At 61.7% G+C, this 24,662-nt stretch carries 26 protein-coding genes and 1 pseudogene; 19 read left to right on the top strand and 8 right to left on the bottom strand.

Annotation, left to right across the window (positions count from 1 at the left end):
* The first annotated feature begins 359 nt into the window (after window positions 1-359).
* From denD to HJB91_RS14940, 6 genes are all read left to right on the top strand, one after another.
* A complete protein-coding gene (gene denD, locus HJB91_RS14965; RefSeq protein WP_221155170.1) occupies window positions 360-1,346 on the top strand; it encodes a D-erythronate dehydrogenase in 987 nt (328 codons plus the stop codon).
* Entirely contained in the window at window positions 1,343-2,116 is a 774-nt protein-coding gene (locus HJB91_RS14960) for an SDR family oxidoreductase (protein WP_221155168.1), read from the top strand. The genes denD and HJB91_RS14960 overlap by 4 nt, the downstream gene beginning before the upstream one ends.
* 65 nt (window positions 2,117-2,181) lie before the next feature.
* A complete protein-coding gene (locus HJB91_RS14955) occupies window positions 2,182-3,249 on the top strand; it encodes an ABC transporter ATP-binding protein (RefSeq protein WP_221155166.1) in 1,068 nt (355 codons plus the stop codon).
* 176 nt (window positions 3,250-3,425) lie between these two features.
* On the top strand, window positions 3,426-4,730 hold the full coding sequence (locus tag HJB91_RS14950) for an ABC transporter substrate-binding protein (RefSeq protein WP_221155164.1): 1,305 nt from the start codon (window positions 3,426-3,428) through the stop codon (window positions 4,728-4,730).
* 82 nt (window positions 4,731-4,812) lie between these two features.
* A complete protein-coding gene (locus tag HJB91_RS14945; protein ID WP_210632003.1) occupies window positions 4,813-5,739 on the top strand; it encodes a carbohydrate ABC transporter permease in 927 nt (308 codons plus the stop codon).
* A 10-nt stretch (window positions 5,740-5,749) separates the two neighbouring features.
* Complete coding sequence (locus HJB91_RS14940) at window positions 5,750-6,649, top strand: carbohydrate ABC transporter permease (RefSeq protein WP_221123496.1); 900 nt, start codon at window positions 5,750-5,752, stop codon at window positions 6,647-6,649.
* Window positions 6,650-6,665: 16 nt separating this feature from the next.
* Here HJB91_RS14940 and HJB91_RS14935 read toward each other — a convergent pair whose 3' ends face one another.
* Entirely contained in the window at window positions 6,666-7,016 is a 351-nt protein-coding gene (locus HJB91_RS14935; RefSeq protein ID WP_221155354.1) for a type II toxin-antitoxin system RelE/ParE family toxin, read from the bottom strand.
* Window positions 6,997-7,272, bottom strand: coding sequence for a type II toxin-antitoxin system ParD family antitoxin (locus HJB91_RS14930; protein WP_221155161.1), 276 nt, complete (start codon window positions 7,270-7,272; stop codon window positions 6,997-6,999). The genes HJB91_RS14935 and HJB91_RS14930 overlap by 20 nt, the downstream gene beginning before the upstream one ends.
* A gap of 267 nt (window positions 7,273-7,539) precedes the next feature.
* On the opposite strand from HJB91_RS14930, the gene HJB91_RS14925 reads away from it, so the two are divergent.
* From HJB91_RS14925 to HJB91_RS14900, 6 genes are read left to right on the top strand one after another with little or no spacing between them, the layout of a single operon-like run.
* Window positions 7,540-8,424, top strand: coding sequence for a dihydrodipicolinate synthase family protein (locus HJB91_RS14925; protein WP_221155160.1), 885 nt, complete (start codon window positions 7,540-7,542; stop codon window positions 8,422-8,424).
* Between the two features lie 7 nt (window positions 8,425-8,431).
* Window positions 8,432-9,109 carry a GntR family transcriptional regulator gene (locus HJB91_RS14920; protein ID WP_210631999.1) on the top strand — a complete coding sequence of 226 codons (678 nt, stop codon included), beginning with the start codon at window positions 8,432-8,434 and terminating at the stop codon, window positions 9,107-9,109.
* Between the two features lie 57 nt (window positions 9,110-9,166).
* The gene (locus HJB91_RS14915) at window positions 9,167-10,495 is read left to right on the top strand and encodes an ABC transporter substrate-binding protein (RefSeq protein ID WP_221155159.1); all 1,329 of its coding nucleotides are present in this window, start codon (window positions 9,167-9,169) and stop codon (window positions 10,493-10,495) included.
* A complete protein-coding gene (locus tag HJB91_RS14910) occupies window positions 10,495-11,433 on the top strand; it encodes a carbohydrate ABC transporter permease (protein ID WP_221147028.1) in 939 nt (312 codons plus the stop codon). The genes HJB91_RS14915 and HJB91_RS14910 overlap by 1 nt, the downstream gene beginning before the upstream one ends.
* The gene (locus HJB91_RS14905) at window positions 11,433-12,248 is read left to right on the top strand and encodes a carbohydrate ABC transporter permease (RefSeq protein WP_210631996.1); all 816 of its coding nucleotides are present in this window, start codon (window positions 11,433-11,435) and stop codon (window positions 12,246-12,248) included. The genes HJB91_RS14910 and HJB91_RS14905 overlap by 1 nt, the downstream gene beginning before the upstream one ends.
* Window positions 12,249-12,267: 19 nt before the next feature.
* On the top strand, window positions 12,268-13,251 hold the full coding sequence (locus HJB91_RS14900) for a sugar kinase (RefSeq protein ID WP_221147027.1): 984 nt from the start codon (window positions 12,268-12,270) through the stop codon (window positions 13,249-13,251).
* 288 nt (window positions 13,252-13,539) lie between these two features.
* Here the strand turns inward: HJB91_RS14900 and HJB91_RS14895 are convergent, their stop codons facing one another.
* Genes HJB91_RS14895 through HJB91_RS14880 form a run of 4 tightly spaced genes read right to left on the bottom strand, consistent with a single transcriptional unit; the run spans window position 13,540 to window position 17,529 of the window.
* A complete protein-coding gene (locus HJB91_RS14895; RefSeq protein WP_221155157.1) occupies window positions 13,540-14,484 on the bottom strand; it encodes an FAD:protein FMN transferase in 945 nt (314 codons plus the stop codon).
* Entirely contained in the window at window positions 14,465-16,663 is a 2,199-nt protein-coding gene (locus HJB91_RS14890; RefSeq protein WP_221155155.1) for a PepSY domain-containing protein, read from the bottom strand. The genes HJB91_RS14895 and HJB91_RS14890 overlap by 20 nt, the downstream gene beginning before the upstream one ends.
* A gap of 17 nt (window positions 16,664-16,680) precedes the next feature.
* Window positions 16,681-17,151 (bottom strand): DUF2271 domain-containing protein, encoded by a 471-nt coding sequence (locus HJB91_RS14885; protein ID WP_221147024.1) that lies wholly within the window; start codon window positions 17,149-17,151, stop codon window positions 16,681-16,683.
* A gap of 30 nt (window positions 17,152-17,181) precedes the next feature.
* Window positions 17,182-17,529 carry a hypothetical protein gene (locus HJB91_RS14880; protein WP_221147023.1) on the bottom strand — a complete coding sequence of 116 codons (348 nt, stop codon included), beginning with the start codon at window positions 17,527-17,529 and terminating at the stop codon, window positions 17,182-17,184.
* A 237-nt stretch (window positions 17,530-17,766) separates the two neighbouring features.
* Here HJB91_RS14880 and HJB91_RS14875 point away from each other — a divergent pair, with 237 nt between their 5' ends.
* The 7 genes from HJB91_RS14875 (at window position 17,767) to HJB91_RS14845 (ending at window position 23,455) form a co-directional block, all read left to right on the top strand.
* On the top strand, window positions 17,767-18,432 hold the full coding sequence (locus HJB91_RS14875) for a response regulator transcription factor (RefSeq protein ID WP_210631990.1): 666 nt from the start codon (window positions 17,767-17,769) through the stop codon (window positions 18,430-18,432).
* Entirely contained in the window at window positions 18,429-19,784 is a 1,356-nt protein-coding gene (locus HJB91_RS14870; protein WP_259665270.1) for an ATP-binding protein, read from the top strand. Before HJB91_RS14875 ends, HJB91_RS14870 begins: the two co-directional genes overlap by 4 nt.
* Before the next feature lie 423 nt (window positions 19,785-20,207).
* Window positions 20,208-21,503, top strand: coding sequence for a bifunctional sulfur transferase/dioxygenase Blh (gene blh, locus HJB91_RS14865; RefSeq protein WP_221155152.1), 1,296 nt, complete (start codon window positions 20,208-20,210; stop codon window positions 21,501-21,503).
* The gene (bigR, locus tag HJB91_RS14860) at window positions 21,494-21,841 is read left to right on the top strand and encodes a sulfite-sensing transcriptional repressor BigR (RefSeq protein ID WP_210631988.1); all 348 of its coding nucleotides are present in this window, start codon (window positions 21,494-21,496) and stop codon (window positions 21,839-21,841) included. Before blh ends, bigR begins: the two co-directional genes overlap by 10 nt.
* On the top strand, window positions 21,838-22,248 hold the full coding sequence (locus HJB91_RS14855) for a YeeE/YedE family protein (protein WP_210631987.1): 411 nt from the start codon (window positions 21,838-21,840) through the stop codon (window positions 22,246-22,248). The genes bigR and HJB91_RS14855 overlap by 4 nt, the downstream gene beginning before the upstream one ends.
* Window positions 22,245-22,676: a YeeE/YedE family protein gene (locus HJB91_RS14850; protein WP_210631986.1), complete on the top strand. Its 432-nt coding sequence runs from the start codon at window positions 22,245-22,247 to the stop codon at window positions 22,674-22,676. Before HJB91_RS14855 ends, HJB91_RS14850 begins: the two co-directional genes overlap by 4 nt.
* Entirely contained in the window at window positions 22,673-23,455 is a 783-nt protein-coding gene (locus HJB91_RS14845) for a sulfite exporter TauE/SafE family protein (RefSeq protein WP_409078120.1), read from the top strand. Before HJB91_RS14850 ends, HJB91_RS14845 begins: the two co-directional genes overlap by 4 nt.
* 44 nt (window positions 23,456-23,499) lie before the next feature.
* On the opposite strand, the pseudogene HJB91_RS31255 reads toward HJB91_RS14845, so the two are convergent.
* Window positions 23,500-23,654: pseudogene (locus tag HJB91_RS31255) on the bottom strand (universal stress protein); the annotation flags it as partial.
* A gap of 72 nt (window positions 23,655-23,726) precedes the next feature.
* Window positions 23,727-24,548, bottom strand: coding sequence for a universal stress protein (locus HJB91_RS14840; protein WP_221147019.1), 822 nt, complete (start codon window positions 24,546-24,548; stop codon window positions 23,727-23,729).
* Between the last annotated feature and the right edge of the window lie 114 nt (window positions 24,549-24,662).

Raw genomic sequence — 24,662 nt, 5'->3', positions numbered from 1 at the left:
CTTGACAGGAAACGCAAAAATGGGCGTTGTTACCGATACCGGTATCGATAACAGCTATCGGAAACGGGAGGAGAAGCCATGCGGACGAATGACAAGACCGCTGTCTCGGATCATGTCCGATGCGCTGAGCGGGCAGAGCACCTGAGGGTCTGATATCCGACACATGTACGATTGCTGGTGCCTCCGGATCGGTCAAGGACTTGACCCGCAGGTTGCAAATCTATCTGAATTCGATCGGGCATAGTCCGATCAGGCCGGTCCCGGATCGCCGTGACACTGGCCAGGAGTGAGCGCACGAACCATAGGACGCGCAGCGCGATCTTGATCGAATACACCGGCCGACGGGAGGAAGAGCCGATATGCATGTGATGATTCTGGGCGCCGCCGGCATGGTTGGCCGTAAGCTGGTTGAGAGGATTGAGCGTGAGCCGCTCACTTTCGGCCGGCCTGTCACCCGGCTGACCCTGGCAGACGCTTTTCCGCCGCCGGTGCCGGAAGCGCTCCGGTCCGTGACCACCGCGCTGACGGTGGATCTCGCCGGCGCCGGCGCGGCCGACCGGCTGATCGAGGGCCAGCCGGAACTGATCTTCCATCTGGCCGCCATCGTATCGGGTGAGGCCGAAGCGGATTTCGACAAGGGCTACGCGGTCAATCTCGACGGCACGCGCGCCCTGTTCGATGCAATCCGCCAGCTCGGCCTCAAGACCACCTACGTCCCGCGCGTCGTCTTCGCCTCTTCGATCGCCGTCTTCGGCACGCCGTTTCCGGAGGTCATTCCCGACGAATTCTTCACCACGCCGCTGACGAGCTACGGCACCCAGAAGGCGATTGCCGAACTGCTGCTTGCCGATTATTCCCGCCGTGGCATCTTCGACGGCATTGGCATCCGGCTGCCGACCATCTGCGTGCGCCCCGGCGCACCGAACAAGGCGGCCTCCGGGTTCTTCTCCAACATTCTGCGCGAGCCGCTCGTCGGCAGGGAAGCCATATTGCCGGTCAGCGACAGCGTGCGGCACTGGTTTGCCAGTCCGCGCGCGGCCGTCGGCTTTTTCGTCCATGCCGCGACGATCGATACGACGAGGATCGGCGCGCGCCGCAACCTGACCATGCCGGGCCTTTCCGCGCTGGTCTCCGAAGAGATTGACGCACTGCGCCGAGTGGCCGGCGACAAGGCGGTCGCCCTCATCAAACGCGTGCCCGATCCGGTGATCGAACGCATTGTCGCCGGCTGGCCGACGCAGTTCGATGCGACGAGGGCTTCTGCGCTCGGTTTTACGGCGGAAACGAGCTTCGACGAAATTCTGCAGGTGCATATCGAGGATGAACTCGGCGGGAGGATTGCGTGAGCACAGCGGCGAGCGGAGAAGCAAGGATCGCGCTTGTCACTGGCGGTGGCACCGGCGTCGGGCGCGCCATATCGAGGGGACTCGGCGCTGCCGGCTACAGGGTCGTGATTTCAGGACGACGGGCCGATGTGCTTGAAAAGGCCGCGAGTGAGCTAGGCAGCGAAACGGGGGCCGAGTTTTTCGCAGCTCCCGCCGATGTCGGCGACCCCGCTTCGGTGCGGGCTCTGTTCGATGCGATCTCGGAGAGATACGGACGGCTCGACCTCCTGGTCAATAATGCCGGCGTCACCGTGCCCGGCGTGGCCCTCGAAGAGGTTTCCTTCGAGCAGTGGAGCGCCATCGTCGCCGCCAATCTCACCGGCGCCTTTCTCTGCACCCAGCAGGCCTTCCGGCTGATGAAGAACCAGACCCCGCGCGGCGGGCGCATCATCAACAACGGCTCGGTCTCGGCCACGACACCGCGCCCGAATTCCGCGCCTTACACCGCCACGAAGCACGCCATCACGGGTCTGACCAAATCCACCGCCCTTGACGGGCGCGAATTCGACATCGCCTGCGGCCAGATCGATATTGGCAATGCCGCCAGTGACATGACGACGAAAATTGCGGCCGGCGTGCTGCAGGCGAACGGCAGCATCGCCGCGGAGGCGACGATCGATCCGGCCCATATTGCCGACGCGGTCGTCTACATGGCCGGCCTGCCGCTCAGCGCCAATGTACTGACCATGACTGTCATGGCGACGAAAATGCCCTTTGTCGGACGGGGGTGAATCGGCGGGCTGCCGCCGGCTGAAAACGACATATATGCAGTGCTCATGATCTGGGAGGAGGGAGTATGGCAAACGTTCAATTCGCGGATGTCCGGAAATCGTTCGGTGCGCATCCTGTCATCAAGGGAGTGGACATCGATATCGCCGACGGCGAATTCGTCATCCTCGTCGGCCCTTCGGGCTGCGGCAAGTCCACGCTTCTGAGGATGCTGGCAGGGCTCGAGAACATTTCCGGCGGCGAGATCAAGATCGGCGGGCGCGTGGTCAACACGCTGCCGCCGAAGGACCGCGACATTGCCATGGTGTTCCAGAATTATGCGCTCTACCCGCATATGACGGTGGAGCAGAACATGGGCTTCTCGCTCATGCTCAACAAATCGCCGAAGGCGGAGGCCGAAAAGCGGGTGAAATATGCCGCTGGCATCCTCGGCCTCGACAAGTTGCTCGACCGTTATCCGCGCCAGCTTTCCGGCGGTCAGCGCCAGCGCGTCGCCATGGGCCGCGCCATCGTGCGCAATCCGGAGGTCTTCCTGTTCGATGAGCCGCTGTCCAACCTCGATGCGAAACTGCGCGTCGCCATGCGCGCCGAGATCAAGGAACTGCATCAGCGCCTGAAAACGACGACCGTCTACGTCACCCATGATCAGATCGAGGCGATGACGATGGCCGACAAGATCGTCGTCATGCATGACGGCATCGTCGAGCAGATCGGCAGCCCGCTCGAGCTCTACGACCGCCCCGCCAATCTCTTTGTCGGCGGCTTCATCGGCTCGCCGGCGATGAACATGATCCACGGCAGACTCGATCCGGAGAACCCCAGCCAGTTCGTCGCCGCCAACGGCACGCGGCTGCCTGTCGCCAATCCACCGGCGAGCGCTATCGGCCGCTTCCTCGTCTACGGGCTGCGCCCCGAATACATCTCGCTCGATCCCAACGGACTGCCGGCCGAGATCGTGGTGATCGAACCGACCGGCTACGAGACGCATCTGACCGTCCGCCTCGGCGGCAGCGATGTCAGCTGCGTCTTCCGCGAACGTGTCGATGCCCGCCCGGGCGAAGCCATCCGGGTGGCGATCGACGCCAAGCATGTCCATCTCTTCGACGCCGAAGGCGGCATGCGATTGACCGACTGACGCCGGCGGGACAAGGGGAGAGGAGGAGTCTCCCGTTCCGCCGGAGCGCAAGCATTCGAGGGGTGAACCCCCACGGGAGCACAAGCTTTCCGTATCGCGGATGCCAGGCCGCCGTTCACCAAGCGGGAGGTGAATGCCGGAGAATTGCTCCCGCTGTTTCAATGAGGAGGAATCTCATGACGATCAAGAGACGTGAATTTCTTGCTGCATCGGCAGCCGTTGCCGGTGTCGCAGGTCTCGGCATCAAGCCGTCCTTTGCGCAGGCCGAACCGACCTACACGCCGGAAAGCGGCGCCAGCCTGCGGTTGCTGCGCTGGACGCCTTTCGTGAAGGGCGATGAGGAGGCCTGGCTTGCCAATACCAAGAAGTTCACTGAAGCCACCGGCGTGGAAGTGCGCATCGACAAGGAGAGCTGGGAGGACATCCGTCCGAAAGCCGCCGTTGCCGCCAATGTCGGCTCCGGTCCGGATCTCATCATGTGCTGGTTCGACGACGCGCATCAATTTCCGGACAAGCTGGTCGATCTCACGGAACTCGGCAACTATCTCGGCAACAAGTACGAAGGCTGGTACGACGGCCTGAAGGGTTACGCCACCCGTGACGACAAGTTCATCGCCATGCCGCTGACGACGATCGGCAATGCCGTGGTCTATCGCGACAGCCATGTCAAGGCGGCCGGCTTCAACGAATTCCCGAACGATACCGCAGGCTTCCTCGAGCTTTGCAAGGCGATGAAGGCAAAGGGCACGCCCGCCGGTTTCCCGCACGGCAAGGCGGTCGGCGACGGCAACAACTATGCCCATTGGCTGCTCTGGAGCCATGGCGGCAAAATGGTCGACGAAAGCGGCACGGTGACGATCAACAGCCCGGAAACGCTCGCCTCGATCAACTATGCCAAGGAACTCTACGCGACCTTCATTCCGGGCACGGAAAGCTGGCTGGATGTCAACAACAACCGCGCCTTCCTCGCCGGCCAGGTATCGCTGATCGCCAACGGCGTCTCGGTCTATTACACGGCCAAGAACGATCCGAAGCTCGCCGAGATCGCCAAGGACATCCGCACGACGAATTTCCCGATCGGACCGGTCGGCAAGAGCGTCGAACTTTTCCAGACGAGCTCGCTCCTGCTCTTCAAGCACAGCAAATATCCGGAAGCCGCCAAGGCCTACATCAAGTTCATGATGGAAGCCGATCAGATGAATGCCTGGATCCAGGGCTCCAGCGCCTATTGCTGCCAGCCGCTCAAGGCCTTCGCCAAGAACCCGATCTGGACTGCCGACCCGGTCCACGCGCCCTATGCGCTCGCCTCGGAAAAACTGCGCCCGAACGGTTATGCCGGCCCGCTCGGCTACGCCTCGGCGGCGACCATGGCGGACTACGTGCTGGTCGACATGTATGCCGCCGCCGTCACCGGCCAGAAGTCGCCCGAGGACGCGATGAAGGAAGCCGAGCGACGGGCAAATCGCTACTACCGCGTCTGATCCGGAGCCGGGACATGCGGCATGCCTGGTATCCGGCATGCCGCGAGCTCCTCAAGGACTGAATGCAATCTGGAGATAAGCAATGTCGACCTTGAACTCGGGGGATAAGCGCGGCCCCTCGCTGATGCAGAACAACAACGTGCTCGGCTTCCTCTTCATGCTGCCGGCTGCGGTGTTCCTTGTTTGCTTTCTCACCTATCCCCTGGGGCTCGGCGTCTGGCTTGGTTTTACCGACACGCGGATCGGCCGGGACGGCATCTTCGTCGGCCTGGAGAACTATGAGTTCCTGGCCGATGACGCGGTTTTCTGGCTGTCGGTCTTCAACACCATTCTTTACACGGTCATCGCCTCGGCGCTGAAATTCGCGCTCGGCCTCTGGCTGGCGCTGCTCCTGAACCAGCACCTTCCGTTCAAATCCTTCTTTCGAGCGATCGTGCTGTTGCCGTGGGTGGTGCCGACGGTGCTTTCGGCGCTGGCCTTCTGGTGGATCTACGATTCCCAGTTCTCGATCATCTCGTGGTCGCTGATGAAGCTCGGGCTGATCAGCGCGCCGATCAACTTCCTCGGTGATCCCACCAATGCGCGGATATCGGTCATCGTCGCCAATGTCTGGCGCGGCATCCCCTTCGTGGCGATCTCGCTGCTTGCCGGCCTGCAGACCATTCCGGCCTCGCTGCAGGAGGCGGCCTCGCTCGACGGCGCCACGAGCTGGCAGCGCTTCCGCTATGTGACGCTGCCGATGCTGACACCGATCATCGCCGTCGTCATGACCTTCTCAGTGCTCTTCACCTTCACGGATTTCCAGCTGATCTACGTGCTGACCAAGGGCGGGCCTGTTAACGCCACGCATCTGATGGCCACACTCTCCTTCCAGCGCGGCATTCCGGGCGGGCAGCTCGGCGAGGGGGCGGCCATCGCCGTCGCCATGATACCCTTCCTGCTCGGCGCCATCATGTTCAGTTTCTTCGGTCTGCAACGCCGCAAATGGCAGCAGGGCGGACAGGATTGAGGAGCAAACCATGTCGACCAATCTCAAACCCGCCGATGAGGTCCTGACCGACAATGCCGAGGGCATGAGCTATCTGAACCGCCTGCCGCGGCGCGTGGCGATGCTCTACCTGCCGATGGCCGTCTTCGTCTTCGTGCTGCTCTTTCCCTTCTACTGGATGGCGATCACCGCCGTGAAGCCGAACGAACAGCTGACCGACTACAACAATTACAGCCCCTTCTGGGTGGTCGGGCCGACGCTCGACCACATCAAGTACCTCTTCCTCGAGACATCCTATCCCGGGTGGCTGTGGAACACGATGCTGGTGGCCGTGGGGTCGACGGCGCTGTCGCTGGTCGCCTCGGTGTTCGGCGCCTATGCGATCGAGCGTGTGCGCTTCACCGGCTCGCGCCAGATCGGCCTCGTCATCTTTCTCGCCTATCTTATTCCGCCGTCGATCCTGTTCATCCCGCTCGCCTTCATCGTCTTCAAGCTCGGCATCTACGATTCGCGGCTGGCGCTGATCTTCACCTATCCGACGTTCCTCATTCCCTTCTGCACCTGGCTGCTGATGGGCTATTTCCGCTCGATCCCGTTCGAGCTCGAGGAAAGCGCGCTGGTGGACGGTGCCAACCGCTGGCAGATCCTGGTCAAGATCATCCTGCCGCTTGCCGTGCCGGGCCTGATCTCGGCCGGCATCTTCGCCTTCACGCTCTCCTGGAACGAGTTCATCTACGCGCTGACATTCATCCAGTCCTCTGAGAACAAGACCATTCCGGTCGGCGTCCTGACCGAACTGGTGCGCGGCGACGTCTTCGAATGGGGATCGCTGATGGCGGGTGCGCTTTTCGGCTCGCTGCCGGTCGTTATCCTCTATTCGTTCTTCGTCGACTATTATGTGTCTTCGATGACAGGCGCGGTGAAGGAGTGATCTGAACCCTTCAACCTTATCTCGCCAGCATACGCGCAAGCATATGTCTGATATGGTCCTGAGCACCGTAGAAAATCGCAGCAATAACGATCTTGCGATTACTTTCTACGGGCAAGAACCAGACCGCCGTCTTGTCCCTCCGAAGAAAACGGATGCCAGGGTAAATGTCGGGGCGCAATGTCCCGATATAAGGCGTATCGACGAGACGGCCGATTTCGACACGCGATTTACGGATTCGTTCAGCGGTACGCTCCAAAGCCTCGTCAGGCGAGTCTCCGAGTTCGACATGGGAGTCGAAGAGATGATCAAAAATCAACTCAAAATCGCGTTCGACATCCTCGGAATATTCAAGGGTCCACACGATCAGCCCGCCGCTTCCGGTCGATCATTTTCTCGACGCGGCTTTCCATTTCCGTCGTGGAAATCCTCGGGCCGTTCAAACGCCGCTGGATTAATTCGCGAAGCGCTGCCGTTTCGACGGTCTCGCTTTCCGTTTTTACGCGGAGAAGCTCTAGGCCCTGCTGAAGAACGGAACTCATGCTGGAATACCGGCCGCTCTCCACCAGCGACCGGGCAAACGCGTCCTGCTGGTCGGTCAGCGAGATCGACGATTTGACACTCATCGGTTTATCTCCATCGAGCCGAGTTTACTACTCAGTAGCACATTTGTCGACGTGACGAAAGCTTTCATCTGTCGTCATTGAAGGCAGGCCCCACCATTGGCCGTTTTTGCTACTAAAGCCGCACTTTCCAGAGAAACGAGTTTCGTCTGCTTTACAGCCACTGGCAATATTGTGCCAAGAGAGCCTCCGCAACGACCGATACGATCAACTCTTTACAGCTAACATGTCAGTCTGCTACACCTGACTCATTAGCCGGGAGGAACAAAGTTGACATCAAGATTCGGGCTCTCCGTCGCTCTCGCCACGCCGTTCGATAGCGATGGCAATATTGCGATCGAGGCGATGATCGCGCAAGCGCGGCGCTGTCTTGCCGCCGGGTGCTCCAGCGTGACGCTGTTCGGGACGACCGGTGAGGGGTCTTCCATCGGGAATGGCGAACGGGAACGCATAGTGGCAGCCTTTCTTGATGCCGGCATCGCACCGGGCAACATCATCGTCGGCGTGTTGGTCGATGCCGCAGAGGATGCGGCGATGCAGGCCGGTCAGGCTCTTTCCCTGGGCGCCCGCAACATCCTTCTTGCCCCGCCGTCCTATTTCAAGAACGTCAGCGACGACGGCGTCTTCCAGTGGTTCTCAGCCGTATTCGCCCTGTTGGGCGACAAGGCCCGCGATATCATCGTCTACAATCTTCCCTCCGTGACCATGGTGCCGCTGAGCGTGTCGCTGATCGGCCGACTGCGGACCGCCTTTCCCCATATCGTCACAGGCGTCAAGGATTCCTCCGGCGATTGGCCCTATACGGAGGCGCTTCTTAAAGCGCATAGTGATCTCATCATCCTGGTCGGGGACGAGCGGCACCTCGCAAGGGCCGTGCGGCTTGGCGGCCAGGGCGCCATATCGGGCATGGCGAATTTTGTGCCCCGCGAACTCAAGCCGGTGGCCGAAGAGGGCAGGGACGATACTCGCGTTGCCGATTTCGTCCTTGAATTGCTGAAACACCCAGTCATTCCGGCCGTGAAGACGATGATCGCGCGTACGACCTTGGAGGAGATTTGGGTTGCGGTTCGTCCGCCGCTCGTTTCATTATCCGGCGAAGCGCAGGCACAGCTTGCCCTTGCTTTTGACCGTCTTTTTCAATCGAAAGCCGCATAGGTCAGCCATGTTTGCGGGGGAGGCGATGAACGAAACGGAAGAGCAGCCGACACTGCGGGAAAAGGCCTATGCAAGTTTCACGCGCCACCTGCTGGCCCGTGACGTGCGTCCCGGCCAGTTCGTGTCGCAGCGCCGGCTCGTCGAGCTGACCGGGCTGACGCTTGGCGCCATCCGGGAGCTCATCCCGAGGCTTGAGGCGGAGGGGCTGATCAAGACCGTGCCGCAGCGCGGTTTGCAGATCGCTCACATCGATCTCAACCTCATTCGCGAGGCGTTCCAGCTGCGCGTCTTCCTGGAGAAGGAGGCCGTGGCGCTGTTTACCAAATCCGCCTCGGACGAGACGATCGCAAATCTCCTGAAACAGCACCGGGATATCGCCGACGCCATTCGAAGCGGCAACGCGTCGCATGAACTGGAGCTGCACGCGCAGGCCGTCGACTGGGGCATGCACGACGCCTTTATCGATGCGCTTGGAAATACCATCATCTCGAACGCCTACCGCGTGAACTCGATCAAGATGCGCCTGATCAGTCAGGACCGGTTTCGCATCGACGGTCACGTCGGACCCGTGATGGGCGAGCACCTGAAGGTGCTCGAGGCGATCGAGCGCCGGTCGGTGGAGGACGCCGTCAACAGCCTTGTCGCACACATCAACGGTGCAAGGGATCGTGCGCTGAGGATCTAATCGGGAATAAGCAGCCGGAGGTGAGGAGATCGCCGGCGCAAAAGGAGGAGGACTCACATGCCATCATTCTTCAATCCGTCGCGCAGAGAATTTCTGGCGGGTACGGCCGCGCTCGGGGCGAGCAGCATGCTCGGTATGCGCCCGGCCGCCGCCGCGGTCGACTGGAAGCGCTTTGCCGGAACCACGCTTGAGGTCAATCTGGTCAAGAGCCCGCGTAGCGAAATCCTGACCAAGTACCTGTCCGAGTTCGAGGAACTCACCGGCATCAAGGTCAATGCCGAGGCAACGCCCGAACAGCAGCAGCGCCAGAAGACGACGATCGAGCTCAGCTCCGGCAAGCCGAGCTTCGACGTCGTGCACCTCAGCTACCACGTCCAGAAGCGGCAGTTCGAGAAAGGCGGCTGGCTTGCCGATATCAGCGGCTTCCTCAAGGACGCCTCGCTGACCGAACCGTCTCTCACGGAAAGCGACTTCGCCGAAGCAGGCCTCGCCTTCGCCAAGGATAGCGACGGCGTTCTGCGCTCCCTTCCCTTCTCGGTCGATTACTGGATCATCTACTGGAACAAGGCGCTGTTCGAGAAGAAGGGGCTTGCCTATCCCCAGAGCTTCGAAGAACTGGCAAGTGCGGCCGAAGCGCTTACCGACTCGTCGACCAACACCTACGGCTTCGTCGCCCGAGGCCTGAAGAACGCCAACACGCCGGTCTGGACGACGCTGCTGCTCGGTTATGGCTCGAGCCCGCTCGGCCCGGACGGCAAGCTGCGCACGACGTCACCCGAAGCGATCGATGCGGCCAAGCTTTACCAGAGGCTGATGACCAAGACCGCCCCTCCCGGCGTCTCCGGCTTCAACTGGGCCGAGGCGCAGTCGGCCTTCCTGCAAGGCAAGATCGGCATGTGGCTCGATGGCGTCGGTTTCGCCCCGCCGATCGAGAATCCGGAAAAGTCGCGCGTCGTCGGCCAGGTCGGTTACGGCATCATGCCGAAAGGACCGAAGGCGCAAGCCGCAGGCACGTTCGGCGACGGCCTCGGTGTGGTCGCGGCAAGCCAGAAAAAGGAAGCCGCCTACCTGTTCTGCCAATGGGCGATTTCGCACGACATGGGCGCTCGCCTGCTGCAGGCCGGTGCCGGCGTTCCGTTCCGCCAGTCCGTACTTGAGGACGCCAAGGTCCGCGAAGGCGTCAAGATGCCGGGCACATGGCTGGATGCCGTTGCCGGCTCCGGCAAGATCTCGCAGCTCGCCCTGCCGGTCATCATTCCGGTCACCGAGTTCCGCGACATCTATGGCGTCGGTCTCACCAACATGATCGGCGGCGCCGATCCTGAAACCGAACTGAAGACGGCGACGGCACAATTCGAACCCGTCCTGGCGAAAAGCGAGGGATAATGGCCTCGGCAGGCATCGAAACGGCCGCTATGGCCAAGGCGTCGAAAGGAAGGAGCAAACCGGATCGGTTTGCTCCCAACTACTGGCCATTCGTCATCCCGGCGCTCATCGTCATCTCAGCCGTCATCGTCTTTCCATGGGTGTTTACGGTGTGGATGAGCGTCAACAGCTGGACGCTCGGCCAGTCGCAGGTCTTTGCGGGGCTGGACAATTATATCAGACTCGCCACCGACGTGCGCTTCTGGGAGTCACTGTGGCATACGGTGCTCTATACGACGCTTTCCGTCGTGGTTCCCCTTTTCCTGGGGACGCTCGCCGCGCTGATCTTCGATGCCCAATTCCCGCTGCGCGGTCTCATTCGAGGCATATTCGTGATGCCGATGATGGCGACGCCCGTCGCCATCGCGCTCGTCTGGACGATGATGTACCATCCGCAACTCGGCGTGCTCAACTATCTCCTCTCTTTCGTCGGCATCGGCCCGCAGGAGTGGATCTACAATCAGCGCAGCGTCATTCCCTCGCTGGTCCTGGTCGAAAGCTGGCAGTGGACGCCGCTCGTCATGCTGATCGTGCTCGGCGGCCTGGCCGCGGTTCCGCGCGAACCTTACGAGAGCGCTGAGATCGACGGCGCCAATGTCTGGCAGAAATTCCGCTATCTGACGCTGCCGATGATCGCGCCGTTCCTGATGATCGCCGTGATCATCCGCAGCATCGATGCGGTGAAGAGCTTCGACATCATCTATGCCATGACCCAGGGCGGTCCCGGAACGGCATCGGAAACGATTAACATCTATCTCTACAATACGGCGTTCGCCTATTACGACATCGGCTATGGCTCCGCCATGGCGGTCGTCTTCTTCATCCTCATCGTGCTGCTCTCCTTCGTCCTGATGATGATCCGGCAGCGCGTCAACTGGTCCGACGGGGAGGCACGCTGATGAAGCGCAAGACGCTCGACCGCATCGGACTGCTGTTCGTCGCGCTGGTGATGATCTCGCCGGTCGTGCTGTTCTTCCTCTGGATGATCTCGCTGTCGCTGAAATATGAGATCGACAACGGCGCCTATCCGCCGATCTTCATCCCGGAACGTTTCGCCTGGTCGAACTATGTGAAGGTCTTCGAGGAGAACAACTTCTTCCTCTATCTCTGGAATTCACTGCTGGTGACGGGTGCCGCTACGCTTCTGGCGCTGTTGATCGGCGTGCCGGCCGGATACGGCATCGCGCGTCTGAAGGCGGAGAAGTCGGCGATGGTGATCATGATCGCGCGCATGACGCCGGGCCTGTCCTTCCTCATTCCGCTCTTCCTGCTGTTCCAATGGCTGAACCTGCTCGGTACGCTGATGCCGCAGATCATCATCCATCTCGTCGTCACCGTGCCGATCGTCGTATGGATCATGATCGGATATTTCGAGACGACGCCGATGGAGCTGGAGGAGGCGGCAAGCATCGACGGCGCGACGCCCTGGCAGGTTTTCCGCCTGGTCGCCCTGCCGATTGCGAGGCCCGGCATCGTCGTCGCCTTCATCCTGTCGGTGATCTTCTCCTGGAACAATTTCGTCTTCGGCATCGTGCTCGCCAGCCGCGAGACACGCACGCTGCCGGTCGCCGTCTACAATATGCTGTCTTTCGAACAGGTCAGTTGGGGACCGCTCGCGGCAGCCGCGCTGATCGTCACCTTGCCGGTGCTGATCCTGACCGTGTTTGCGCAACGGCAGATCGTCGCCGGTCTGACGGCAGGCGCCGTCAAGTGAGCATGTGAGACGACCGCCGATGACTTCCTCTGCCTTCGGCCCGCCGCCCGGTCCACCACGCCGCGTGCTCTGCATCGGCGCAGCGGTGCTCGACACCCTGTTCCGCGTTCGCTCATTGCCCACGGGCCAGGGCAAGATCTTGCCCTATGAGATGCTGCAAGTCGCCGAAGGCATGGCGTCGAGTGCGGCATTCGCAGTCGCCCGGCTTGGCGGCTATGCCAGCCTCTGGGGCGCGGTTGGCAACGATACGACGGGCGAACGCATCCTTTCCGACCTCGGGAATGACGGCATAGACACGAGCGGCATGACGGTTGTGCAGGGCGCCCGCTCGGCCGTCTCGACGATCCTCATCGATGATCAGGGCGAACGCCTGATCGTGCCTTTCTACGACGAGCGGCTCCACAATACAGTGAGGCTGGTCACCGAGCAGGAGATGTCTGCTTTCGATGCGGTGCTTGTCGATGTCCGATGGCCGAAGCTTGCACTGCGGGCGCTGATCGCAGCTGGCAAGGCGGGCAAACCCGCCATACTGGACGGCGACGTTGCCGGCGAGGGCGTCATCGAGATGCTGGCGCCGGCCGCCAGCCACATCGTGTTTTCACAGCCTGCGGCCGAGCGACTTGCCGGGACGGCGGATCTCGTCGAGACCGTCGGCCTGCTAAAACGGAAATTCGAACATGCCTTCATCAGCGTTACGGCTGGCGAAAACGGGTCCCTGTGGTTCGACGACCCAAGCGGCGACATCCGTCACCTCGCCGCGCCGAAAGTGAGAACCATCGACACGCTTGCGGCCGGTGACATCTTCCACGGCGCCTTCGCGCTGGCAATCGCAGAAGGCCTGCCGATCGAAGAGACGATGCGATTGTCATCGATGGCGGCGGCTCTCAAATGCCAGGTGTTCGGCGGACGCATCGGCGCACCCACGCGAGCAGAGGCGTGCGATGCTCTACGGGATTGGAACGTCCGCGTTTCCCAGAAAGCGAGTGATATCAAGTTCAGATGAGGCGGGACATCGTGGTCCTCGCCGACCGCGAATTGCGCCTCCGCTGCAGGATCGCGTTGCTGGTGAACTCGCTGCCATTGTCGCTGACGATCATCTTCGACACGAGTATTCGGGCGCCTCTCCCTCAGGCTCGGGACACCGTCGCGGAGCACCGTGGATACCACTTTGAGCCTCGGTTCACGTGCGTGACCGGCAATTGATTTCGCGGAACGTCTCGTTCAATTCGCTATCGCAGGATGTAAGATACCGCTATCCGCGAGCAGCAATCTTTCGGGTGGGCATGCGCATTCAGCAACTGGCGAACACGCCACATCCTGCCCCGCCCTCACGGCCGTGAAACAGGAAGACCACGGAGAGGCCCAGCCTCTTCGCCAATTTCAGCCCTCTGTGCTCGCCAAGAACCATCATTGCCGTCGCCCAAGCGTCCGCACTCATGCAATCGTGAGCGATCACGGTCGCCGAGGCGGGCGAATCCTCAAGCGGCATGCCGCGGCATGGATCGATGGTGTGGGAGAGGCGGTGTCCGCCGACATCCACCCAATGGCGATAATCCCCGGAGGTTGCGACGGCCGCATCCTCAAGTTCGATGATGGAATGCGGCGCGCGTTGATGACGATGAGGTTTCTCGACCGCAACCGCCCAGCCCGTGCCGTCAGGCTGCGCGCCGCGGGCGCGTAGCTCGCCGTCAATGGCAAAAAGACCCGCTTCTATGCCGTGCAGAGCGGCGGCTTCCGCCAGCCGATCGACACCGTAGCCCTTGGCGATGCCGTTTAAGTCGAAGCGCATGTCGGCATGCTTTCGCACCCGCCCGTTAGCTGCGTCGAGCTCCAGGATGTCATGAGCCGGGTTACGGCGTAAGCGGCGAGCAGCCTTTATTGCCTGTGCGTCGGCTTCTCCAACGCCGAATCCCCACGCGGCGACGGCATCGCCTATGCCGATGTCGAAGGCTGCGCCTGAAGCCACGCCGACGGCAAGGCCTGCCTGAAGCACCTTCACCAATTGCTCGGGAAGGGCGACCCATTCGCCAGGACGGGCCGCGTTCAGGCGATTGAGATCGCTTTCGGGCTTCCAGGTGGACATCTGCCGATCGACCTCTGCGACAGCACCCGCCATCGCGGCGTAGACCCCAGCGGTTTCAAAGCCGTCTGGCATGTGGAAGAGGGCAGACCAGCGTGTGCCCATGGTGGGACCGTTCAGGGCATGGCGGGCGAGATCAGTAAACGTCTTCGGCATAACGGCCCTCTGCCTTGAGTGCTGCAAGACTTACGCCCTGCGGAATTAGGATTTCAGAGAGAGCGGCGGCCACACCCGCCGCCATGTCACGGCCGCCGCAGACGAGGATCTGGCTGCCTGCCGCGATGAGTCTACCGATCTTAGCGGCATCCTTGCGCAAGATGTCCTGGACGTAGGCCGGATTTGCGGTGCGCGAGAAAGCGGTGGAGACGCCTGCCAGCCGGCCGTCCTGCCTCCAGTCCGACAATTCCTCCGCATAGAGAGCATCGCTCGCCGGATGACGTGTTCCGAAATAAAGATACATGGGGTGGCGGGCCCTATTCGCGCGGGCGAATCCCGCAAGAGGTCCGATACCGGTGCCTGCGCCGATCAGGATGACGGGCCTGCCGCTGTGTAAAGGCCGAAAGCTCGGATTGGAGCGAACGAAGGCCGTCACCGTCTGCCCGGGTTCCAGAGCTGTCAGTTGTCCGGAGCAGAGGCCGCCCGGCTGCTTGCGGACGCAGATTTCGAGGAACCCGTCCTTCGTGCCCGAAGCGATCGAGTAGAAGCGCGGCACTTCCGAACCTTCCGGCAGGATGCCGACCAGGTCGCCGGCTTCGAACCGCGGAAATGCGTTGCCGGCCAGACGCTGCCAGACGGACGGCATCGGCGGAGTGAAGCGCAGGATCACAGTCGTGGCCTGAACGCTTGCGCCATAGTCGCGTCGCGAGACCAGTGAAAGCTCCCAGGTCTTGGGTCTGGTGGGCCGGTGATCGAGTTCGAAGGTGAGCCCGAGCATCTCCGCGAGATCACGGCCCCAGCGAGCAAAATCCGGCGACGACTGACGGTCCACGGTGTCGTAAGGCAGCAGCCTATCCCAGCCCTTCTCTTCCGCCAGCCGCGCGATGTCGGCCGCGAAACCGCAATAGGCAGGGAAGCTCCGGTCGCCGAAGCCGAGAACGGCAAGCGAAAGCCCCTTCTCTGCAGGCGTGCGCCGAAAGCGTTCCAGAAAACCTTGCGCGGACGCCGGGGCTTCGGCGTCGCCATAGGTTGCGGCAAGAAGGATGAGCCGTTGCGCGATGGGCCAGCGTGCGGGTTGGAAGCTCGACATTGGACCGACATGGACATGCATGCCATGCGCCGCGAGCGATTTTCTCAGGGTTTCGGCAAAGCCCCAGGTCGTCCCGCCCTCGCTGCCGACGAGGATTATGGTGTCGGCCTCGTCTGCGGAAACGGAACTGCCTTTCTTCTCGCCACGCCCCCTGAACCAGGCGGCGAGACCGGTCCAACTGAGGACAGGAACGGCAAGTGCGGAAACACCGAGAAGCAGGCCGAGCCACGCCATTCCCTGACCGGTATGCAGCATGGCGAGGAGGTCGGTCAGGCGATTGACCCAGTTTGAATCCTTCCAGGCGAGCAGTTCGCCGCTACCCTGGTCGATATAGCCTTCGCCGGCAGCCGTCTTGAGGGTAAATACGTCGCTTGCATCGCCGGCAGCCGGAAAGCTGAGGGAGCGAAATGTTTCGACCGGGGTCTCCTGCAGTAGGGTTATGGAGGCGATCTGAGCACCGATGGCGCCACTGACCTGCGATGGGAAGGGCGGAGCGCCGGCCCCCTCCGGCAGATAGCCGAATGTTGAGGCGGTCATCCAGAGTGCGCTTAGCGATGACAGGAGCAGGCCGGGCAGCGCAATCCGCGAGATGACGGCATGGAAGCGTCTGTCGCCCGTGCCTTTTGCAGGCTTCAGCATATGGCGCCAGCCGCCGGCACGGCGCGCCAGCAGGAATAGGCCGGACAGGGTCAGCGTCAGCAGGGATGCCGCGCCGCTAGCGACGATGAGACGGCCACTATCGTCGAGGAGCAGCGCGCGATGAAGCTCGATGAGCCAACGCTCGACGGTCGACGTGTCGGCGCTGCCAGCGGGCGAGCCGGTCGCCGGGTCGATGATGGAAGACGCCGGCTGGTCGCCGTCGAAATAGTGTGCCGTGATCCGGCCGGATGGCGCGCGCCTGATCAGCTCTACTGAGGGTTCCGTTGTCTGGATCCGTGCCGCGAGTTCCGCGACACTGATGTCTTGAGTGACAGGGGTGGTGAGCCCCTCAATGGCCGGGAAGATGGAGAGTGCCGTACCGCTCAGGGCGATGACGGCGATAAGCACAGCGGCGACCAGCCCGAACCAGCGGTGGAGTGACCGGATCATGGCAATTTCCTTGCAGATTAACGCGTATAGATGAAGTCGGCGATGTAGTGACTACCTTTAGCCGCCTGACCCGATCCGGCCGAGGTTAGCGGCACGACGATTTCGTTGGGGCTGTCGCGCATGTCTTCGACGGCGGAGTCGATGTGCAGCTTATAGCCGGCATCAAAGAGGGTATCGGCGAGGTCAAGTGTGATCTTGAGCGAGCGGCCGGCCCCGACGCTGGCTCCGGTGATGCCGTTGATTTCGCCTGTGTCGCCGCCTGTGGCCCGATACCAGCCGCTCAGATGCTCGTGGTAGCGCGCCTTGCCTCCTGCCATCCACAAGCTGCCGGCATATTTTCCCTGCGCGTCGGTCACGTAGTAGGCAAGATAGGCTCCGTCTCCACCATAGTTGCGCATGCTGGTGGTGAAGGTCACTTCGGTTGCGAGCGCCAGACCGGGTACTGTCAACGCCGTCGTGACGGCCAGCGTGGCCAAATACGACTTCATCCTCATTGTTTATCTCCTTTCCGGGTGCGGTCAGTTCATCTGGGCGCGCGGCTTGCTGCCGGGCGTAAACAGGCTGTTGCTCGGGGGATTCGCTTTCTCTTGCATGGGGGGATTGCGAGCGTCGCACCCAGCCTTGCCATCGTCATCATCGTCGTCATCACCTCGGCCGCCACAGCCGTTGGCAGCGTAGCGGTCATCCTCGTGTTCACGCCGGCGTTGTTCCTCGCTGTGGCCTTTGCTCTCATGTTCGCGATAATCCGCTTTCACGACGTCGGTACCACTGAGCCTCAATGGATTAAGCGGTAGGGCCATACCGGCGAAGGCGGCGAGAATGCCGGTAGCGACAATCGCGGTAAGAAGGAGCTTGCGGTGTTTCATGCGTGTGTCTCCTTTGAGAATTGGCGAGAGCGAGGGATCACCACGTGATCGTGGGTTCCTCGATTCCGACGACATCGAGCGTCACGGGGATGCCGGTCTTCATCATCGTTTCCTCTCGGTGTCGAACCGATAATTCAGGCCGCAGACTGACCGCCACCTGACGGACGCCAAGATCTTGCTTCAGCTTCCGGTAAGCTGGCGGATGGACTACAGAGAGGGCGAAGGGAGAATTCCTGCATGAGGGTTCTGCTGATAGAGGACGATAGGGCACTGGGGACGGCTATTCGTGACCAGATCGCCGCGGACGGTCATTCCGTCGATTGGATGAGCCGCCTCGACGAGGCGCGAGATGCGTTCTGCTCGGCCGCCTACGATCTCGTACTGCTCGACCTGATGTTGCCGGACGGCCTCGGCATTCCCTTCCTCAAGGGCCTGAGGGCGCGCGGAGACGCGACGCCCGTGATCATACTGACTGCGCTGGATCAGGTTTCCGACCGAATTGCCGGGCTGAACGCCGGCGCGGACGATTATATGGTCAAGCCCTTCGACCTAGACGAACTTTCCGCACGTATCGGTTCTGTGGCGCGTCGCTATACGGGCAACCCGAACCCGATCGTTACGCTTGGACCATTGGAGGTCGACCTAGCCGCCCGCAGCGTCAGGCTTAACGGCAAGCCGGTCGCTCTGACGGCGCGCGAATGGGTGCTGTTCGAGGTTTTCGTCCAGCGTCCTGGCCAATTGCTTTCCAAGGCACAACTCGAGGAGCGGCTCTATTCGTTCGATCAGGAAGTCGGCAGCAATGCGATCGAGGTTCATGTGAGCCGGCTGCGCAAGAAGCTGGGGGCTCATGTGATCGAGACGGAGCGCGGTCTAGGCTATCGGCTGGGACGGCCATCAAGATGATGTCTTCGCTTCAGGCGCGGCTGGCAGTCGCGGTCGGTGTTTCAGTGACCATATTGTGGCTCGCGGCCGCCATAGCCACCGCGCACCGCCTCGGACAAGACATGGAAGAAGTCTATAACGACGGGTTGAAAGCGACTGCCGAGCGCATCCTGCCGATCGCCCAACATGACCTGCGCGAAGGACACCAGAGACGTGAAAGCGTCGATGATGAGGAGGACGACGACGTCGGGCGTGATCCGCGACAAGAACGAAAGGCTCGCTACGGCGAGGATGTCACCTTCATCCTGCGCGACAGACAAGGCCGTGTGCTGCTTGGTTCGGCGGGTGCGGACGCCTCGATCTTTCCTCCGTTCGAGAGACAGGGGTTTTCCCGCACCAGGACGCATCAACTCTATTATGCGGCAAGCGCTAACGGAAACCTGGTCATCGCTGTGGCCGAACCACTGGATCGTCGTCGGGAACTGTCGCAGAGCATGCTGCTCGGGCTGTTGTTGCCGCTGCTGGTTGTCATTCCGCTGAGCCTTGTGGTGATCCTGTTCGCGGTCCGCTATTCTCTGCGTCCGGTCCGTGCTCTTCGGCAGGGACTTTCCCGTCGGGGAGCGCAGGATCTGTCACCTTTGCCGGACAGCGGCTTGCCAAGTGAACTGCGGCCGATTTCCGCCGGAATCAATCAGCTTCTCGACCGCCTGAGGGCCGCGTTCGAGGCGGAGCGGGCCTTTGCTGCAAACGCGGCGCATGAACTCCGCACACCGGTTGCCGGCGCGATAGCGCAGGCGCAACGCATCCGCTCCGAGACGAAGGAAAGGCTGACGGCACAGCGCACAAATGAGATCGAAGCCACGCTCAAGCGGCTGATGCGCATGTCGGAAAAGCTGATGCAACTCGCCCGAGCCGAAGGCGGTCGGCTGCGCGCCGACGAACCGTCCGATCTGAGGACGGTGATCCGCATGATCGTAGAGGACTTCGAACGTGCCGGAGAGCGGCAAATTGAGCTGACTATGCCGGAAGGGCCTGTTCTATCGCCGCTCGATCCAGATGCGGTCGGAATCCTCTCCCGTAATCTCATCGAAAACGCATTGAAGCACGGAGCACGAGGAAGCCCGGTCGAAGTGGTTCTAGAACCTGAAGGGGTTCTTTGTGTTGCCAATGATGGAGCGACGCTTCCTACAGAGGCAATGGATCGCCTGATGCGCCAGTTCGAGCGCGGCAACGTCAAGATTGATGGATCGGGGCTTGGACTCGCCATCGTCAAGGCGATCGCAGATCGTGTCGAAGCAGCTGTCGACGTCGTGTCTCCCCGCTCAGGAAAAAGCGAGGGCGTCGAAGTGCGCGTGCGCTTGCCTATCACGTAAGAGCCTAATCTTATTGTGCCAGTCAGCGATCATTCAGGACGGTCGTAGGTAGCGCCAATTCTGGTCGACGACCCCGTGGCGATCAGCCACCGGCGATCCAACGCGGCCGCCAGGACTGTTCCCGTGAAGACCAACGTGAAAGCATTCGCCTCGAGCGTCCGCTCGATGTTCCACTTCCGATCGAGCTCCGTCAGCCTGGATTCTATCTGGTCGGGATGTGAGCCTCTCCTCCATCTGCCAGCGCAGGTCGCCGGTTGATCTCGTCGGATGTCTGGGCGCGCTGACCCGGTTTTTATGTCATGGCCATGGCGGTTCCTCCTCTTCGGGGAGCCGCAGGCTAAGCACAAAGTTGCATGCCCGATCTTGATGAGATATCGATATATATTATATTATAACATATAATGATTAAGCACGGAGCCAGTCATGCCCATTACAGCAATATCCGAGAAGCTTTCCGTCTCGACGCAGCCGAGCATTGAGGACATCCAGTCACTCCGCGACAAAGGATTCAAGACACTCATCAACAACCGACCGGAAGACGAGGATCCTGCACAACCCGGCACGCAAGCGGAAAGCCAGGAAGCGAAGCACTGCGGCCTGTCCTATGCGTTCATCCCGGTCACGGCCAGCACGATCACCGAGGCGGACGTGCGTGCGTTCCAGCGCGCGGTCGACGAATCCGAGGGGCCTGTGTTCGGCCACTGCAAGACCGGCACTCGCTCGCTGAGCCTCTACTTGATCGGTGAGGTCCTTGACGGCCGCATGTCTGCCGATGAGGTCGTCGAGTTCGGACTCAGCCGCGGCTACGACACCAGCGCCGCCGCACGCTGGCTTGAGAAGCAAGCCGCGCGCCGTCCACAGGTAAAGGGCTTCTTCGACAAGCGTACCTGGAGCGTTCAGTACGTGGTTTCAGATCCCGCGAGCAGCGAGTGCGTCATCATCGACCCTGTGCTCGACTTCGACGAGAAGTCAGGGGCGACAGCGACCATCAATGCCGACGCCATCCTCGACTACGTCCGCGACCAGGGGCTGAGCGTCGAGTGGATCCTCGACACCCATCCGCACGCCGACCACTTCTCGGCGGCGCAGTATCTGAAGGAGAAGACGGGGGCGAAAACGGCCATCGGCGAGCGCGTCGTGGATGTCCAGAAGCTGTGGAAGGGCATTTACAATTGGCCAGAGCTCGCGACCGACGGTTCGCAATGGGACCGGCTGTTCGCCCATGGTGAGACCTTCAAGGTCGGCTCCATCGATGCCAAGGTGCTGTTCTCGCCGGGACACACCCTCGCCTCCATCACCTATGTGATCGGCGATGCGGCTTTCGTGCACGACACGCTCTTCATGCCCGACAGCGGGACCGCACGAGCCGACTTCCCCGGTGGTGACGCACGCGTCCTGTGGAAGTCGATACAGGACATCCTCACGCTCCCGGATGAGATGCGGATCTTCACCGGCCACGACTACCAGCCAGACGGGCGGGCACCTCGCTGGGAAAGCAGCGTCGCTGATCAGAAGAAGTTCAACCCGCATCTTGCTGTGACGGAAGAAGAATTCGTGGCGCTGAGGACGAAGCGCGACAAGACGCTGCCGATGCCGAAGCTCATCCTCCATGCCCTGCAGGTAAACATCCGCAGTGGGCGCCTGCCGGAGCCGGAAGCCAACGGCAAGCGCTACCTCAAGTTTCCGCTCGATGCGTTACAGGGAGCAGCATGGGGATGACCGCCGATCTGAAGGCAATGATGAAGGCTGGGCTGTCTCCTGCGGAGCTTTCTCTCCGCGCGGGCGAAGTGGCGAACCTTCTGAAGACGCTGTCCCATCCGGCGCGTCTGATGGTCGTCTGCACCCTGGTGGAAGACGAGTATTCGGTCGGGGAGCTTGAAGAGAAAGTCGACGTCCACCAGCCGCATCTGTCGCAGCACCTGACGGTACTGCGCGGCTCCGGCATCGTCGAAACGCGGCGGGTGGGGAAACAGATCTTCTACCGTCTGACGGAAGAAAAGGCCGCGCAACTGGTTGCCGCCCTCTATGACATCTTCTGCGTGAAGGAAGAAAAATGAGCGCCTATCTCCCATCTCTGCTCGGCGGCATGCTGATCGGGACATCGGCCGTCATGCTTCTGCTCCTCAACGGCCGGATTGCCGGGATCAGCGGGATCGTCGGGCGTCTCGCGCAAGGGATCGGCTTGACGACCAACCTTGCCTTTGTGCTCGGGCTGATGCTCGGGCCGCTCACCTATCTCCTCGTGTTCGGCGGCTGGCCGGTCGTGCAGATCACCGCCGGCTGGCCGCTGCTCATCGTGGCGGGACTGCTTGTCGGCTTCGGCTCACGCATGGGCTCGGGCTGCACCAGCGGACACGGCGTGCTTGGGCTTGCCCGCCTTTCTACACGATCGATGGTGGCGGTCGCCACGTTCCTGACCGCCGGTGTGATCGGCGTCGCAATTTTGCGAGGTGTCGGGTCATGAACAGGAAAGTCTACCAAATCGTCGCGGCGCTCGCCGCGGGCGTCGTTTTCGGCTTCGGGCTATCCTTGTCCGGCATGCTGAACCCCGTCCGCATCCAGGGCTTCCTCGACGTCTTCGGCGCCTGGGATCCGAGCCTCGCCTTCGTTCTCGGCGGTGCAGTTGCGGTCGCGGCCATCGGCGTGCAGGTGATGAAGCGGATGCGGCACCCAGCCTTTGACGACAGCTTCCATGTGCCGGCGAGCCGCCGGATCGATGCGCCGCTGGTTATCGGCTCCGTCTTGTTCGGCCTTGGCTGGGGGATCGGCGGCTTCTGTCCAGGCCCGGCAGTCGCATCCCTGTCAATGGGTCTTCCTCCGACAATCCTGTTCGTCGTCGCGATGCTGGGCGGGATGACCTTGTATGACAGAGTATGGGGCGGACGGGCGTGAACTATCCTATCGTTTCGGCAGTCGGCTCCGGCGGACTCGTCGGCTTCATGCTCGGTCTCCTGGGTGGAGGCGGATCGATCTTGGCAACGCCCCTTCTGCTCTATGTGGTGGGAGTGGCCCAGCCGCACATTGCCATCGGCACGGGAGCGCTCGCTGTTTCGGCGAACGCATTCGCAAATTTTGCCAGCCACGCGATCAAGGGTCACGTTTGGTGGCGCTGCGCGGCCGTCTTCTCTGCACTCGGCATCGCCGGCGCCGTAGGCGGCTCCAGCCTCGGCAAGGCGATAGACGGAGATCGCCTGATCTTTTTCTTCGGGATCGTGATGGTGGTCGTTGGCGCTCTGATGCTGAAACCCCGGAAGGCGGTGGCCGTCGACGGCCGCCCGGTCGACCTCAGGATGTGCCTCGCCACCGCGGCCGTGGCACTCGCCGCCGGCGCCGCATCCGGTTTCTTCGGGATCGGCGGGGGCTTCCTGATCGTGCCCGGCCTCATGCTGGCGACGGGCATGCCGATGATCAACGCGATCGGCACATCTCTCCTCTCCGTCGGTGCGTTCGGACTGGCGACCGCCCTGAACTATGCCAGTTCGGGCCTTGTGGACTGGTGGCTTGCCGCCGAGTTCATCGGCGGCGGCATTGTCGGCGGCGTTTTTGGCATGCTGCTCGCCACGCGGCTCAGCGCCTACAAGAACATCCTCAACCGCCTCTTCGCAGCGCTCATCTTCGTGGTTGCTGCTTACATTTTGCATCGGAACCGGGGGACGCTGGTGTCGGGGTAAGGCGCAAAGCAGAGGGACGGGGCGCGGTCATGTTCCGCCCTCGGTTAATGCGCCAGGAAAACTGGCATGCTGCTTTGCCCTATCATGTTGTGCGTCACGCCTTGAACAGCGTCTGCCGCCAACGAGCGTGATTGTATGCGCCCATGACGATCAAATCGGCAATCTCATCCGTCGCATGCTGCCTCAGGACCTCGTCAGTTTCAGCCCGGCGGCGGGTGTTGCCTCAGGAGGCGGTCGACGTGGCGGTCATCCGCAACGCTCTTCGGTTCCTCTAATGGGCGAGAAGCACCGGGAGCTCAGCGTGGACGAGCAATTCGCGAGTAACGCCGCCGAGGATGAATTCACGAAGCCGGGAATGGCCGAAACCGCCCGCAACCAGGAGGTCTGCTTTTCGTTCCAGCGCAGCCGATTGGATGGCCGCGGTCGCGGTCTCTCCACCTGCCTGGATCGATACGTCTTCCACATCCAATCCAGAGTGCTTCAAAGACGAGATGAGAAGGGCGCGGTTCACCTCGTCGGTCTGCTTGTCATCGGTGATCGAGATGACCTGCACCTTGGTCGCCCGCTCGAAGAAAATGCGGGCGCAGGATAGGGCACGCGCGGCGGTGGCGCTGCCGTCCCAGGCAACGGCGATCGTGTCTACGCGAGAGCAGACGCTGGTGGCGGGAAATAGAACGAGGGGACGGCCGCTTCCGAACAGCAGCGTCTCGGAAAGCTGGCGGGAGAGCTCCGAGGACTCGATGATGGACAGGTCGTGGCACCTGGCAATTTCGGAAAGTCGTTCATATACGAACGGCTCCGTGGCCTCGAATCCATGGATTCGTATTCGGACGTCAGTCTCCGAAACAGCGTGGGTGAGATGTTCCCGCAGCGCAGTCCCGCTGTCCCGGCTATACTGCTCTGCTTGCCCCCGCCATGTGTCGACATCGATCACTGTCGGAAAGGGCTGGTGGACCTGGGGGATGCGAACTTGCGGGATGCTGGCGACCAGATGGGCGTCATTCTGCCGAGCCAGGTCAATTGCATTGTCGATTATGGTGAAGGAACTTGCGTCGGGATAGGTCGACAACGGAAGATGGAACTGCGGGTGCATGCTGGCCTCCTGAGGTTAAACAGCCGTCATGATGCCTGCCGCAGAGGGAGTCTGCATTGCGCTTCGTCAAGGCCGCGGCGCAACCAGGCTGAGAATCTGGAAACTGGCCACCGT

The sequence above is a fragment of the Rhizobium sp. NLR10b genome (assembly GCF_019685435.1).
In the GTDB taxonomy this organism is placed as follows: Bacteria; Pseudomonadota; Alphaproteobacteria; order Rhizobiales; family Rhizobiaceae; genus Rhizobium.
Note: the sequence above shows the minus strand (reverse complement) of the source record. Positions and strands in the feature narration are given on the sequence as shown.